15 protein-coding genes are annotated in these 13,644 nt (G+C 42.4%); 12 read left to right on the top strand and 3 right to left on the bottom strand.

Going from position 1 to position 13,644, the window contains the following annotated elements; genetic code table 11:
* Positions 1-49 precede the first annotated feature (49 nt).
* The 3 genes from CVD28_RS23425 (at position 50) to CVD28_RS23435 (ending at position 5,275) form a co-directional block, all read left to right on the top strand.
* On the top strand, positions 50-886 hold the full coding sequence (locus CVD28_RS23425) for a lipoate--protein ligase family protein (RefSeq protein WP_101597116.1): 837 nt from the start codon (positions 50-52) through the stop codon (positions 884-886).
* Positions 887-1,306: 420 nt separating this feature from the next.
* Positions 1,307-3,871, top strand: coding sequence for a vitamin B12-dependent ribonucleotide reductase (locus tag CVD28_RS23430; RefSeq protein ID WP_101597117.1), 2,565 nt, complete (start codon positions 1,307-1,309; stop codon positions 3,869-3,871).
* Positions 3,872-4,090: 219 nt separating this feature from the next.
* Positions 4,091-5,275 carry an MFS transporter gene (locus tag CVD28_RS23435; protein ID WP_101597246.1) on the top strand — a complete coding sequence of 395 codons (1,185 nt, stop codon included), beginning with the start codon at positions 4,091-4,093 and terminating at the stop codon, positions 5,273-5,275.
* A 44-nt stretch (positions 5,276-5,319) separates the two neighbouring features.
* Here the strand turns inward: CVD28_RS23435 and CVD28_RS23440 are convergent, their stop codons facing one another.
* Positions 5,320-5,514, bottom strand: coding sequence for a hypothetical protein (locus CVD28_RS23440; RefSeq protein ID WP_101597118.1), 195 nt, complete (start codon positions 5,512-5,514; stop codon positions 5,320-5,322).
* A 230-nt stretch (positions 5,515-5,744) separates the two neighbouring features.
* Here CVD28_RS23440 and splB point away from each other — a divergent pair, with 230 nt between their 5' ends.
* Positions 5,745-6,770: a spore photoproduct lyase gene (gene splB, locus CVD28_RS23445; protein WP_101597119.1), complete on the top strand. Its 1,026-nt coding sequence runs from the start codon at positions 5,745-5,747 to the stop codon at positions 6,768-6,770.
* A 54-nt stretch (positions 6,771-6,824) separates the two neighbouring features.
* Here splB and CVD28_RS23450 read toward each other — a convergent pair whose 3' ends face one another.
* Positions 6,825-7,211 carry an SA1362 family protein gene (locus tag CVD28_RS23450; RefSeq protein ID WP_101597120.1) on the bottom strand — a complete coding sequence of 129 codons (387 nt, stop codon included), beginning with the start codon at positions 7,209-7,211 and terminating at the stop codon, positions 6,825-6,827.
* A gap of 103 nt (positions 7,212-7,314) precedes the next feature.
* On the bottom strand, positions 7,315-8,259 hold the full coding sequence (locus CVD28_RS23455; RefSeq protein ID WP_101597121.1) for a DUF1385 domain-containing protein: 945 nt from the start codon (positions 8,257-8,259) through the stop codon (positions 7,315-7,317).
* A gap of 183 nt (positions 8,260-8,442) precedes the next feature.
* Here CVD28_RS23455 and CVD28_RS23460 point away from each other — a divergent pair, with 183 nt between their 5' ends.
* The 8 genes from CVD28_RS23460 to spoIIIAD all read left to right on the top strand — a co-directional run bounded on the left by CVD28_RS23460 (position 8,443) and on the right by spoIIIAD (position 13,635).
* Complete coding sequence (locus CVD28_RS23460) at positions 8,443-8,946, top strand: YqhR family membrane protein (RefSeq protein ID WP_180954289.1); 504 nt, start codon at positions 8,443-8,445, stop codon at positions 8,944-8,946.
* A gap of 131 nt (positions 8,947-9,077) precedes the next feature.
* On the top strand, positions 9,078-9,521 hold the full coding sequence (gene aroQ, locus CVD28_RS23465) for a type II 3-dehydroquinate dehydratase (RefSeq protein ID WP_101597123.1): 444 nt from the start codon (positions 9,078-9,080) through the stop codon (positions 9,519-9,521).
* A complete protein-coding gene (locus CVD28_RS23470; RefSeq protein ID WP_101597124.1) occupies positions 9,522-10,583 on the top strand; it encodes a M24 family metallopeptidase in 1,062 nt (353 codons plus the stop codon).
* A 21-nt stretch (positions 10,584-10,604) separates the two neighbouring features.
* Positions 10,605-11,162, top strand: a complete 558-nt coding sequence (efp, locus tag CVD28_RS23475; protein ID WP_101597125.1) for an elongation factor P — start codon at positions 10,605-10,607, stop codon at positions 11,160-11,162.
* A 402-nt stretch (positions 11,163-11,564) separates the two neighbouring features.
* Positions 11,565-12,497, top strand: coding sequence for a stage III sporulation protein AA (gene spoIIIAA / locus CVD28_RS23480; protein ID WP_101597126.1), 933 nt, complete (start codon positions 11,565-11,567; stop codon positions 12,495-12,497).
* Positions 12,491-13,006, top strand: coding sequence for a stage III sporulation protein SpoIIIAB (spoIIIAB, locus tag CVD28_RS23485; RefSeq protein WP_101597127.1), 516 nt, complete (start codon positions 12,491-12,493; stop codon positions 13,004-13,006). The genes spoIIIAA and spoIIIAB overlap by 7 nt, the downstream gene beginning before the upstream one ends.
* Before the next feature lie 19 nt (positions 13,007-13,025).
* The gene (gene spoIIIAC, locus CVD28_RS23490; protein WP_101597128.1) at positions 13,026-13,232 is read left to right on the top strand and encodes a stage III sporulation protein AC; all 207 of its coding nucleotides are present in this window, start codon (positions 13,026-13,028) and stop codon (positions 13,230-13,232) included.
* Between the two features lie 13 nt (positions 13,233-13,245).
* Positions 13,246-13,635 (top strand): stage III sporulation protein AD, encoded by a 390-nt coding sequence (gene spoIIIAD / locus CVD28_RS23495; RefSeq protein ID WP_257985969.1) that lies wholly within the window; start codon positions 13,246-13,248, stop codon positions 13,633-13,635.
* The last annotated feature ends 9 nt before the right edge of the window (positions 13,636-13,644 follow it).

Below are 13,644 nucleotides of genomic sequence, written 5' to 3' on the forward strand. Positions count from 1 at the left end.
GCATTTGATAAACTAGGCAAGTATTATTTCAGGGTAAAGAGGGTTTGATATGGAAAAAGAGGTTTGGGCATTTATTGATTCAGGAAATTGTTCTCCTGCTTTTAACATGGCTTTGGATGAGGCACTGCTAAATTGGCATAGCGCCGGGGAAATTCCTCCGGTCATCCGGTTCTACGGGTGGCAGCCCGCTACTCTTTCAATCGGGTATTTTCAGAAGGCTGAAAAGGAAATAGATCTCGAAAAAGTTAAAGGTCTAGGGCTGGGATTTGTCAGAAGGCCCACAGGAGGGCGTGCAGTCCTTCATGAACATGAACTTACATACAGCGTCATCGTTACCGAAGAACATCCAGACATGCCGAAAAATGTGACAGAAGCCTATCGGGTGATATCGAAAGGAATCCTTGAAGGCTTCCGTAATTTGGGTTTTGATGCCCATTTTGCTGTTCCAAAAACGGAGGAGGAGCGGAACGCGCTTAAGGAGCCAAGATCCTCTGTATGTTTTGACGCCCCAAGCTGGTATGAATTGGTTGTCGAGAACAGGAAAGTTGCCGGCAGCGCGCAAACCAGACAAAAGGGCGTCATTCTCCAGCATGGATCGATTTTGCTTGATCTTGAAGAGGAAAAGCTTTTTAGCTTATTTCGTTTTTCAAGTGACAGGGTAAAAGAAAGAATGATGAAAAATTTCAAAAATAAAGCCGTCGCTATAAATGATCTTTCTGAACGAAGCGTAACAATAGAAGAAGCTAAGATGGCCTTTGAAACAGGATTTGCAGAAGGGCTGAACATTGAGCTTGCACCCTATACGCTAAGTCCGGAGCAGCTTAGTGAGGTCCAGCGACTTGCTGAGACGAAATATGAAACGGATGAATGGAATTATATGCGTTAACAAAACTTTTACCACAAAAAGGACTCGTCTTCGTTGAGTTCTTTATTTTTTTATAAAGCAAGCAAATTTTTTTTCTTTTTGTTAGGGGAAGTCTCAGTGAATGTGTATGCCTGCCAAGCGATTGAGATACCTTGCAAAAAATCAACTTCTGAAATCCTTTAAATTTGTTGAAAAAAGTGTTTAAATCGTCAATATTCTCTTTTTTTCGCACTTTATTAAGCTCTTTTTAATTTGACAAAGTTTGATAAAAACCAACAAACATACAATATGTAGTGGTGTCGAAAATATTTGAAACACCATATATTGATTTTTGGGTTTATCATATGATACTGTATGGGTACTGTAATGTTAAATTAATTATTATTCGATACATAGACAACTACAGCTTAGATGAAAATTTGTTAAAGGGAGAGTCTGCTAATGTCTGTTGTACTAAAACAAAATATGAAGGCCAATATCGAGAGATTAAATAAGGATATTGCCTTATTCCCGCAAGTTCACCCGATCACCCCTGATATGAACACTACTCATAAGGGAGTATCGCGGCTGGTCATGATCGACCGTTATTCTTTTAAGGATACGGAGAAGATCACGCTGACCAATGGTGATTTTGTCGTCCTGACGATCAAAGAAGACCCGAAGTTCCCGGCACGCGGAACAGGTTTTATCGTCAGTATTGATTGGGAGAAAAAGAAGGCTAAGGTTCTTGTGGACGATGAATATCGCGGAGCTTTGGACAAGCCCGAGGAAGTTGAATCAGGCATTGTAGACCGGCCCATCGAAGTAATCGAAAAACCGCTTGAAATCTATTATGAGCAAATTGCCAAACGAAACGCAACCGGCCTTGCTTCTGTGGAAACTACTGATGAGAAACGCAAGGAATGGTTCGAGAAATTTTATCAGGAGCTTGTCGGCATGAATTTTGTACCTGCAGGCCGGGTACTCTACGGAGCGGGCTCTGATACAGAAGTAACTTTCTTTAACTGCTACGTAATGCCGTTTGTTCAAGATTCTCGTGAAGGCATTTCCGAGCACCGTAAACAGGTCATGGAGATCATGAGCCGGGGCGGCGGTGTCGGTACGAACGGCTCAACACTCCGTCCGCGCAATACCCTTGCTAAGGGCGTAAATGGTAAGTCATCAGGATCAGTATCCTGGCTTGATGATATTGCAAAGCTTACGCATCTTGTTGAGCAGGGCGGGTCCCGCAGAGGCGCGCAGATGATTATGCTGGCGGACTGGCATCCGGACATTATTGAATTCATCATTTCTAAGATGCAAAATCCAAGGATTCTTCGTTACTTAATGGAGAATACCAATGATGAAACGATCAAGAAATATGCTAATGAAAAGTTGAAGTTTACTCCGTTTACTGAGCAGGAAACAGCGATGTATCAGGGAATCATCAACTATAAAAATATTCCAGGCCAAGGCGGCTTTAACGATAAAATCATCAAAGATGCAGAAACTAAGTTGGCTGCTGGCGGAACATACAGTGTCCATAATTCTGAATTCCTTACAGGTGCCAATATCTCAGTCTGTCTTACAAAGGAATTTATGGACGCGGTAGAAAACGACGGTGTATATGAATTGCGTTTCCCTGATGTTGAAAAATATGACCAAGAGGAAATGAAAGTATACAACGAAGAATGGCACAATGTCGGCGACGTACGCGAATGGGAAAAACTCGGCCATAAAGTGCGAGTCTACCGTACCATCCAGGCGAAAGAACTTTGGAATTTAATCAATATTTGTGCAACCTACTCCGCTGAGCCAGGCATTTTCTTCATCGACAATGCGAACGAAATGACGAACGCAAAAGCGTATGGCCAGCAGGTAGTGGCTACAAATCCCTGTGGAGAACAACCACTCGCTCCTTACTCAGTCTGTAACCTTGCAGCTGTAAACCTTGCAAAAATGGCGGACAAAGAGAATAAAACAGTAGATTTTGAAAAATTAAAGCGTACCGTTGAAGTAGGTGTGCGCATGCAGGATAACGTAATTGATGCAACACCATACTTTCTTGAAGAAAATAAAAAGCAAGCTTTAGGCGAACGCCGTGTGGGCCTTGGAGTAATGGGTCTGCATGACTTGCTGATTTATTGTGAAACAGAATACGGCTCTGAAGCAGGAAATGAGCTTGTTGATAAGGTTTTTGAAACGATTGCCGTTACTGCTTACCGGGCTTCCATTGAGCTCGCGAAAGAAAAAGGCAGCTTCCCGTTCCTTACAGGATCGACCGAAGCGGAAACAAATGGTCTTCGCAGCCGTTTTACCGAGACTGGATTCATGAAAAAAATGCCGCAGGATATTAAAGATGGAATCAGTGAATATGGAATCCGTAACTCTCATCTGTTGACGGTTGCTCCCACGGGCTCAACTGGGACCATGGCAGCAGTCTCCACAGGGTTAGAGCCATACTTCTCCTTTACTTACTTCAGAAGCGGCCGGCTTGGCAAGTTTATTGAGGTGAAGGCAGATATTGTACAAGAATATTTGGAGTGCAACCCTGGAACAGATCCAGACCAGCTGCCAAAATGGTTTGTTTCGGCAATGGAGCTGGCTCCGGAAGCACATGCCGATGTTCAGTGCATCATCCAGCGCTGGATTGATAGCTCGATCAGCAAAACGGTAAACGCGCCAAAAGGATATACCGTGGAGCAGGTAGAGAAAGTGTACGAGCGCTTATATAAAGGGGGCGCAAAAGGCGGAACTGTTTATGTGGATGGCAGCCGTGACAGCCAGGTCCTCACATTAAAAGCAGAGGAAAACAGCTTTGAAGAGCATGACGAGATTCAAGCACAGCCTGCTGAGAAAAAGAAAGTGGTTTTAGTGGATACAATCAACGAATTGCGTTCAACAAACGTAACAATCGGCTCTGAAGTAGGAGATACATGTCCGGTATGCCGTAAAGGTGAGGTAAAAGAAATGGGAGGCTGCAATACGTGCACAAATTGCGGTGCCCAATTAAAATGCGGACTTTAATTTGGTGACAACAAATCCCTTCCATTTGGAAGGGATTTTTCATTCCATAGATAGCTTTTCAATTTTCATTATAACTCCCAAGCAGATATGTAATTTTTATATAGATAAATTGTCAGCGTATGGACAAAATAAAGCCATGATTTATACACAAGGATGAGGTGGCAGTTGGTGAAAGAGAATGGAGAAGAAACAACAGTCAGCCGCTGGTGCCTGGTCAGCATGGCATCCATACCGCTTGTAATGACTCTTGGCAATTCGATGCTTATACCTGTGCTGCCAATTTTTGAAAGAAAGGTTGGCATCACTTCCTTTCAGTCAAGTTTAATTATTACAAGCTATTCGATTGCATCGATTTTTTTGATTCCGGTAGCAGGTTATTTATCGGACAGACTGGGCCGCAAGAAAATTATATTGCCCAGTTTAATCCTCGCCTTAATCGGGGGCCTGATCGCAGGGTATGCATCGTGGAAACTTGAAAATCCTTTCACTTGGATCATTATAGGCCGGATTTTACAAGGTGTTGGCGCCTCTGGCGCGGCCCCCATTATTCTCCCGCTTGTTGGTGACTTGTACAAAGATGATGATGAAAAAACAAGCTCCTGTCTTGGGATTATCGAAACTTCAAATACTTTTGGCAAGGTCCTTAGCCCGATTCTCGGTTCGGTGTTTGCCGCCTTTCTCTGGTTTTTACCGTTCTTTTCTATCTCTATTTTTAGCTTAGTATCGATTTTGCTTGTATTTTTCTTTATCAAAGTTCCAAAAGATGAAGAAGAAGAGCCGCAGAAAATTAAAGAGTTTTTAAAGAAAACAAAGAAACTATTTAAAAAAGAAGGCAAGTGGCTGTACACTGTCTTTCTACTGGGCTGCTTTGCAATGCTCATTTTATTTGCGGTACTTTTCTTTCTCTCCGACATCCTGGAAAAACTGCATGATTTAAAAGGCATCAAAAAAGGTTTTGTCCTTGCCATTCCGTTGTTCTTCCTTTGCCTTTCGTCTTTTATCACGGGAATGAAGATTAAAGGGAACAAAAAAGTGATGAAAATGATTGTGATTGTCTCTTTAATTATCATGGGTGTATTCATACTTTTCGTTGCTCAGAACACTGAGAATTTAGTGTTTTTGCTGGGGATTGTCACAATGATTGGAATTGCCATTGGAGCTATGCTCCCTACACTTGATGCGCTTATTACTGAGAATATTGAAAAAGAAGAGCGAGGAACGATTTCCTCTTTTTATAGTTCAGCAAGGTTCATAGGGGTAGCGGCTGGTCCGCCGCTTATGTCTTTAGCTATCAGTGATTACTTAAGCATTAGTTTTATTGGTGCGGCAGTAGTCGGTGCTATCTTAATTTTCATGGTGATGAAACTGATAAGCGGCAGCAATAAGAAAACAAAGCAAGCTTAAACAAAAAATGAAAACTCTGCCAGCTGCCAGGCAGAGTTTTCATTTTATAAATTATCGTTTTGCTGCCGAATTTCCTCGCCGCCAATTATACTATTGGCGATTTCCTGGTCCTCGTGCCCATCAACTGAATCTCCGGGAATATGCTTCAAGTTTGGAAAATTCCCGCCTGTCTGAACTGTCAGCACTTCCTCTTTCGGTGCATGGCTCAAATATTGCTTTGTGTTTTGGGTCTCTTTCATAATCACTGCTCCTTTAAGGGATCATCCAGCCAAATTAACTTTCTCTTAAATATAGGATAACCGGGTATTTCCAATATATCCGTATTCCTTTTTGAAATGCTTCGATACCGGCTGCCTATCAAGACCATATGATAAATAATTTCCAGATATTTTGTCTCATCAAACTAATCTTTTAACGAAAAAATAAAAATAGCCGACTTGGCAAATAAACAAAGATTGTGGTGAGCAGTATGGACCCTTTTATTCCGCAGCTGGTGTATATAGAACCTAAAGCACTTGAATATCCGCTGGGACGGGAACTGAAGGAAAAGTTTGAAGCCATGGGGATTGAAATACGGGAAACAACTTCCCATAATCAGATCAGAAACCTGCCAGGTGAAAATGATTTTCAGAAATACAGGGTGGCTAAGTCAACCTTGGTTGTGGGCATTCGGAAGACTTTAAAGTTTGATACTTCTAAACCATCTGCAGAGTACGCCATTCCGCTGGCAACTGGCTGCATGGGCCATTGCCATTATTGTTATTTGCAGACTACGCTTGGAAGCAAACCATATATCCGGACATATGTGAATCTTGAAGAGATATTTGAACAAGCCGAAAAGTATATGGAGGAACGGAAACCAGAAGTGACAAGATTTGAAGCAGCCTGTACCTCAGATATTGTTGGTATCGACCACTTGACCCACTCTTTGAAAAGGACGATAGAATTTATTGGCCGTACAGAATTTGGAAGACTCCGTTTTGTAACAAAATTCCATCATGTCGATCACTTATTGGATGCAGTCCATAACGGCAAAACAAGATTCCGATTCAGCGTCAACTCCCGATATGTAATTAAAAATTTCGAACCGGGAACCTCCAGCTTTGACGAAAGGCTTGAGGCCGCACGGAAGGTAGCAAAAGCGGGGTATCCCCTTGGTTTTATCGTAGCGCCCATATATCTGCATGACGGCTGGAAGGAAGGTTATCTTGAGTTATTTGAAAGACTCAGCAATGCTCTGGAAGGTTTGGAGCTGTCCAACCTTACATTTGAACTGATCCAGCATCGATTTACTGCTCCGGCAAAAAAAGTCATTCAGAAGAACTACCCTAAATCCAAACTCGAGCTCGACGAAAGCAAAAGGAAATATAAATGGGGCCGGTATGGAATCGGCAAATATGTTTACCAGACAGAGGAAGCGAAAGAAATGGAAACGGTCATGAGGAATTATGTCTCGCGGTTTTTTCCTGAAGCAGAGGTGCAATACTTTACCTAAGCCGCTAAGTGCTGCTTTTTGATTAAAATTCCCACACAAAAGAAAAACCGCACTTTAAAACAAAGCACGGTTTTTCCTTTTGCCCTTTTTGCCTTCGATAACGGTCAATTGGGCTTCGGATTTTCTTCTATTTCTTAGTTTACTGGAAGTTTTGGCCATTGAAAAGCTTGCAACGTTATCACGTTTCCCTTTGGAAGCACTTTCCCGCCCCTTTTGCCGATGCTTTGATTGCCTGGCAGCCTTAGAGAATGAACGTTGCTCCTTATTGTTAGGTTTATCCTTTGTTAATCGTTTATATAGAGCATAAACAATTCCCGCGACAACTGCCATAATTAAGAGACTTCTTAAAAAGCCCGCTGGATCATGGAACATCCGGCTTATTAACCCAATGGCACCTAACGCGATGATGCCATAAACAATATATGAGAATGAACGATTCAACAAAGTCACCTCCTTAAGAGCATCATGAGCAATTTTCAAGGTTTTTAAACTTTTAAAAAGAAAAAATTATTTGAATTCGGAATCACTGTCTATTGTTATTTTCTTACACTATATCCTCTGTTTTTAAACCTTGTTCACTGCTTTTTTCTAAACGGAGCAGTTCATTAAAGGATGAAATTGCCACTTCCACCTGGTCATCACTTGGTTCCTTTGTTGTCAGAAGCTGAAGCCATAAACCCGGATAGCCGAGGTAACGCAAAACGGGAACATCCCTGAGTTTGTTCGTCAGCTGAAGAACTTCAAATGAAATACCAAGTACAACTGGAATCAAGGCTAACCGATTCAATATCCTTGCCCAAAGTGGATCTGTCGGTACCAGTGTGTATACAAAAACACCTACAATAACTGTGAAGAGCATAAAGCTGCTGCCGCACCGATAGTGAAGCCGGGATTGGGACTGGACATTTTCCACTGTTAGTTCTTTTTGATTTTCAAATGCATTGATTACTTTATGTTCAGCCCCGTGATATTGAAAGACCCTTTTAATTAAAGGTGTCATCGAAACCGCGTAAATGTAAATCAATAGAAGAAGCAATTTGAAAAGTCCTTCAATCAAAATTTGACCAAAGTCGCCTGAGATAACCGGCCGAGTTAGCTCTGCCAGAAAAACAGGGATAAGCGTGAAGGCGAATTTGCCAAAAAGGAAAGATATAACACCGATTGCTGCAACACCCAATACCATGGCTATTTTCGATGGTTCTTCTTTTTTAACAGTTTCATCATCCGCCGGATCTACATCAAACCGTTCCGATGAAAAATTCAAATGCTTTGAGCCTGTCGCACTAGCTTCTATAATTGCTACAATTCCGCGCAAAAACGGAATTTTTTTAAGTTTTGAAGCCAATGGATGGCTTTTCCGGGGCAGCCTGAAGAAGTCTATTGTGGAATCTTTCCTGCGGATCGCAGTTACGGTATGCCGTTTTCCGCCAAACATAACACCCTCTACAACTGCCTGGCCTCCGTATACCTGTTTATTTTGCTGAGACATTTCACACCAACCTATGCTGTAAATTTACACTGCAGGTATTGAAAAACTGCACTGGATTAATTTCTATTTTACCGAAAAAAAGAAAAAACCTCCAGAATAGTTTCGCTTTGGGGCAAGAAATCAGCAATGTTAATAATATATTCCATTTTGTATTCGGACATACTAGAAACGGAGGTGATGACGGTGTCACAGCACCAGAATGAAAACAATAATGAAATCGTGATAGGATCGTTTCTTATGATGGTGGTTATCACAGGCTTTGCTGGAGGGATAATTTGGGGATTTATTGCTCAGGCAGCCTATTTCTTTAACTTTATGGATATTAGCCCAAAGTTTATTCTAACCTCGTGGAACGGAGCAAAATGGGTATACGGCTGGCTTGGAGTGGTAATTTCCGTCTTGCTGCTTAGCCTGTTTTCTATTGTTGCCGCTCTTATATATTATGCCTTAATGAAGCGGATAAAAAGCGTGATTGGCGGGGTGATCTATGGATTAATAATTTGGGCCATTACTGTAATTGTATTTCCGCCTGTCTTTCCTGACATGCCAGCACTAACCAAAATGAACAGCATTTCAATTATCACGAGTATATGTATTTACATAATTTACGGGGTTTTCATCGGATATTCCATTTCATTCGAGTATTTTGAACGCGAAAGGATAAAAGGACTGGAAGTAACCGAATAGAAATAACAGTAATCCGCTCTGTGAAAAAGTAGTAAGCCAAATTTGAATTGTGGTAGAATGTCCATATTGGACATTCTTTTTCCATTCGGGCTGAATGTTTAAGAGAGCTACTAATTAAAGCGGGTGGAAAGATGAAATTTTTGCTGATAAACGGACCCAATTTAAACAGGCTGGGTAAAAGAGAACCGGAGCATTATGGAACCGCTACACTTGCTGATCTTGAAGCGGAGCTGGCTGAAACTGCCCGGGCATCAGGGGCGGAGCTTGATTGCTTCCAATCCAATCATGAGGGCAGCCTGATTGATGAGCTGCACAGGGGAGCGGATGAAGGAATTGATGGAGCAATCCTGAACGCGGGAGCCTATACCCATTACAGCTATGCCTTGCGTGATGCAATTGCAAGCGTTAATTACCCGGTTATTGAAGTCCATATTTCAAATATCCATGCACGTGAAAGCTTTCGGGAGATATCGGTCATTGCTCCTGTGGCTAAGGGGCAGATTGCAGGGCTTGGATTTGATGGATACCACCTTGCCCTAACGGCATTAATAAAGATGGTAAAGGGGAGAAATTAGATGGAGAAACTGGAGAAATTGCGTTCTGTGTTAGAAAAATACGATATAGACGGACTTTTAATTACAAGTACATATAATCGCCGGCATATCGCAAATTTCACCGGATCTGCAGGCGTTGTGCTTATATCGGCTTCTGAAGCGAAATTTATTACGGATTTCCGCTATGTTGAGCAGGCCGCCAAGCAGGCACTTGGCTTCGAAATAGTCCAGCATAAGGCATCAATCATTGAAGAAGTTGCCCAGCAGGCTAAAAGCATGGGAATGAGCAGGCTTGGATTCGAACAGGAGCATATGACCTTTTCTACCTTTAAGGCGTATGAAGAAGCATTCGACGGGGAGCTTGTGCCAACTTCTGGCGCAGTGGAGAAATTACGCTTGATAAAGACACCTTCAGAGATTAAGATATTAAAGGATGCTGCAGAGATTGCCGATGCGGCGTTTAAACACATTGTCAGCTACATACGACCCGGTTTAACAGAGCTGGAGGTATCCAACGAGCTTGAATTCTTTATGAGGAAGCAGGGAGCCACATCCTCATCCTTTGATATTATCGTTGCTTCGGGCCACCGTTCAGCATTGCCGCATGGAGTGGCATCGGATAAAATCATTGAAGCCGGTGATTTTGTGACGCTTGATTACGGAGCCTATTATAATGGGTATGTTTCTGATATTACCCGTACATTGGCGGTTGGCGAGCCAAGTGAAGAATTGAAGAAAATTTATGACATTGTCCTCGAGGCACAGCTTCGCGGAATGGCTGGAATTAAGCCAGGCATGACCGGAAGGGAAGCCGACGCATTGACCCGAAATCTTATTGAAGAAAAAGGCTATGGTCAATATTTCGGACATTCTACCGGACATGGAATCGGCCTTGAAGTCCATGAAGGTCCTGCGTTATCTGTAAAATCAGATACGATCCTTGAACCAGGGATGGTTGTCACGGTAGAACCTGGTATTTATATACCGGGCGTAGGCGGAGTCCGTATTGAGGATGATACACTCATTACGGATAGCGGCAACGAATCACTGACCCATTCGACTAAAGAATTGATAATTTTGTAATAGAAGCAGGAGGAAAAATAAATGATTTCAGTTAACGATTTTCGTACAGGGTTAACAGTTGAAGTGGATAATGGAATTTGGCAGGTTCTCGAATTCCAGCACGTAAAACCGGGGAAAGGTGCGGCATTCGTCCGTTCCAAACTTCGTAACCTAAGAACTGGTGCTATCCAGGAAAAAACGTTCCGTGCAGGTGAAAAAGTAAGTAAGGCTCATATTGAAAACCGCAAAATGCAATATCTATATGCAAGCGGTGACAACCATGTATTCATGGATTCTGAATCTTATGAGCAAATCGAGCTTCCTTCAAACCAAATCGAGCGTGAGCTAAAGTTCCTTAAGGAAAACATGGAAGTATACATCATGACGTTCCAAAGCGAAACGCTTGGAGTTGAACTGCCTAACACAGTTGTTCTGGAAGTAACTGAAACAGAACCGGGCATCAAAGGTGACACAGCGTCAGGCGGAACAAAGCCTGCTACTTTGGAAACAGGGTTGACTGTCCAGGTACCATTCTTCATCAACCAGGGAGATAAATTGATTATTAACACAACAGAAGCATCATACGTGTCTCGTGCGTAAGCTGAGACAGTTGACGAGTTTAATTTTTTTGAAATAAAGCTGATTCAACATGCCGTTTTTTGCGGTTTTGTTGAGTCAGCTTTTTTGTTGTATATTCCTTCATACCTCAAATTTCTTCCCTTATAAACAATCATGATAAACAACCATCCTGTTTTCTTACATCAGTCATTAATTTCAGCAATTTTATATAGAGTCTTTTTTTTAAAAACGGTTTCTCATCGGTGTATGAGATGGGGTGCATAAATGGGTCTTTGTCGTTTTATCTCCTCAAAATTTTTTTCTGGGTCAACTTTACCTAACTCCAAAAATCATTAACACGATTGTTTGGAATGAATGGTCATAAAGTGTATAGGCAGGCATACATTTTAAGTAGTGGACAAGAGTATTTTAGGGGGATATATCATGAAAAAAATTCTTTCCATGCTGCCAGGCAGAATCGCAGAGCAGATAATGCTGATTCCTCCAGACACCGCTGGCACGATAGAAGAAATAAGGATTCGGATTGGCAGGCCGCTTGAAGTGATTGCGGCAGGCAGGGTTTTATTTTTTCCGTATGCGGTGAATGAGGATGACGCGCAGCAGCTACTGAACCAATTGAGCCAATTTTCCCTTTATATGCTGGAGGAGGAATTGAAACGGGGATATATTACAGTCTCTGGGGGACATCGGGTAGGACTCGCTGGAAAGGTTATTCTTGAGAATGGGGCAGTAAAGGCAATACGCGATGTTTCCTCGTTTAACATCCGCATTGCGCGCCAGAAAATTGGGGCCTCAGAAAAGCTGGTTAGTCTGGTTTATCAAAAGCAATGGTTAAATACCCTGATTATCGGCCCGCCACAGACCGGAAAAACAACGCTTTTACGGGATCTGGCGAGATTGATTTCAAGCGGAAGCGACAAAGATAATATCTCTCCAAGAAAGGTTGGAATTGTAGACGAGCGCTCGGAAATTGCCGGCTGCATAAAGGGAATTCCCCAGCTTGAACTGGGACCCAGAGTTGATGTGCTGGATGGGTGCCCAAAAGCTGAGGGGATGATGATGCTGATTCGCTCTATGAGTCCGGAAATAATAGTAGTGGATGAAATCGGCAGACCAGAGGATGCAGCAGCAGTGCTTGAAGCGGTTAACGCGGGGATTAAACTAATGATCACCGCACATGGAACAAGCCTTGAGGAAATAAGGAGGCGTCCAAACATGAAGCATATACTGGATCAGAATATTTTTGAACGATTTATAGAACTGAAACGTGAAGACTTGCCCGGAAAAATAGCGACCGTTCTCGATGGGACAGGCAATAGGATTCTCCAGGAGGCAGGTGGAATCCGTTCATGCTAAAGCTAATTGGAGCCCTCTTGATTTTGATGGCAACCACTTGGGCTGGAATTGAAGCAGCAAAGAATCTCAGCAGAAGAACAAGGCAGCTCAGGCAGTTGAGAGCTGCCCTCCAGTCATTGGAATCAGAAATTATGTATGGGCAGACTCCGCTGAGGGAAGCCGCCTTAAAGCTGGCAAAACAGCATCCAAAACCACTTTCCCTTCTGTTTGAATTATTCGCTGCCAAGCTTACTGACGGGGGAACAACAGTTAAAAATGCCTGGGATGAAAGCCTGGGGGAGAATTGGAAATCTCTCTCGCTTAAGCAGGGGGAATTTGAAATACTGTCCCAGTTCGGGGAAACGCTAGGCCAGCATGATAGATACCACCAGCAGCAGAAAATTCTTCTTACAATGTCCCAACTGGAGCGGGAAGAGCAGGATGCGGCAGAACGCCAGGGGAAATACGAAAAAATGTTTAAAAGCCTGGGATTTCTATCAGGATTGCTATTAATAATTTTGCTGATATAAGCAGTAGGAGGAATAAAGGATGGGCATTGAGGTGGACGTGATTTTTAAAATTGCGGGCGTCGGAATTGTAGTGGCATTCCTGCATACGATACTGGACCAGGTTGGGAAAAAGGAATATGCGCAATGGGTAACGCTTTTTGGCTTTATTTATATTCTTTTTATGGTTGCTTCAATAGTAGAAGACCTTTTCCAAAAAATTAAATCAGTTTTCCTGTTCCAGGGTTAAGGGGGTACTTGCCATCGAAATCTTAAAAATTGTCGGCATCGCGCTGGTGGCAACCTTTCTTGCATTGATAGTCAAAGAGCAAAAGCCTAATTTTGCATTTCTGCTGATTGTATTTACGGGATGCTCTATTTTTCTTTTCCTTGCTGATAAAATCTATGAAATTATCACGATGATTGAGAAGATTGCAGCAAATGCAAATGTAAATATGGTCTATCTTGAAACGATACTGAAAATCATCGGAATCGCTTATATTGCGGAATTTGCTTCACAAATTACAAAAGATGCAGGCCAGGGGGCAATCGCATCAAAAATTGAACTGGCAGGCAAAGTGCTGATTCTGGCAATGGCAATACCGATCTTGACGGTCATCATTGAAACAATTATTAAGCTAATTCCCAGTTAATTTGTCCTA

Origin of the sequence: Bacillus sp. M6-12 (genome assembly GCF_002860285.1) — a bacterium.
Lineage (GTDB): Bacteria > Bacillota > Bacilli > Bacillales > DSM-1321 > Peribacillus.

What these genes read in the sequence shown, in the direction of transcription:
- splB (WP_101597119.1), top strand. Translation starts at nt 5,745, where the DNA reads ATGGACCCTTTTATTCCGCAGCTGGTGTATATAGAACCTAAAGCACTT.
- CVD28_RS23425 (WP_101597116.1), top strand. Translation starts at nt 50, where the DNA reads ATGGAAAAAGAGGTTTGGGCATTTATTGATTCAGGAAATTGTTCTCCT.
- efp (WP_101597125.1), top strand. Translation starts at nt 10,605, where the DNA reads ATGATTTCAGTTAACGATTTTCGTACAGGGTTAACAGTTGAAGTGGAT.
- CVD28_RS23435 (WP_101597246.1), top strand. Translation starts at nt 4,091, where the DNA reads ATGGCATCCATACCGCTTGTAATGACTCTTGGCAATTCGATGCTTATA.
- spoIIIAC (WP_101597128.1), top strand. Translation starts at nt 13,026, where the DNA reads ATGGGCATTGAGGTGGACGTGATTTTTAAAATTGCGGGCGTCGGAATT.
- CVD28_RS23430 (WP_101597117.1), top strand. Translation starts at nt 1,307, where the DNA reads ATGTCTGTTGTACTAAAACAAAATATGAAGGCCAATATCGAGAGATTA.
- CVD28_RS23470 (WP_101597124.1), top strand. Translation starts at nt 9,522, where the DNA reads ATGGAGAAACTGGAGAAATTGCGTTCTGTGTTAGAAAAATACGATATA.
- CVD28_RS23455 (WP_101597121.1), bottom strand. Translation starts at nt 8,259, where the DNA reads ATGTCTCAGCAAAATAAACAGGTATACGGAGGCCAGGCAGTTGTAGAG.
- aroQ (WP_101597123.1), top strand. Translation starts at nt 9,078, where the DNA reads ATGAAATTTTTGCTGATAAACGGACCCAATTTAAACAGGCTGGGTAAA.
- spoIIIAB (WP_101597127.1), top strand. Translation starts at nt 12,491, where the DNA reads ATGCTAAAGCTAATTGGAGCCCTCTTGATTTTGATGGCAACCACTTGG.
- CVD28_RS23440 (WP_101597118.1), bottom strand. Translation starts at nt 5,514, where the DNA reads ATGAAAGAGACCCAAAACACAAAGCAATATTTGAGCCATGCACCGAAA.
- spoIIIAA (WP_101597126.1), top strand. Translation starts at nt 11,565, where the DNA reads ATGAAAAAAATTCTTTCCATGCTGCCAGGCAGAATCGCAGAGCAGATA.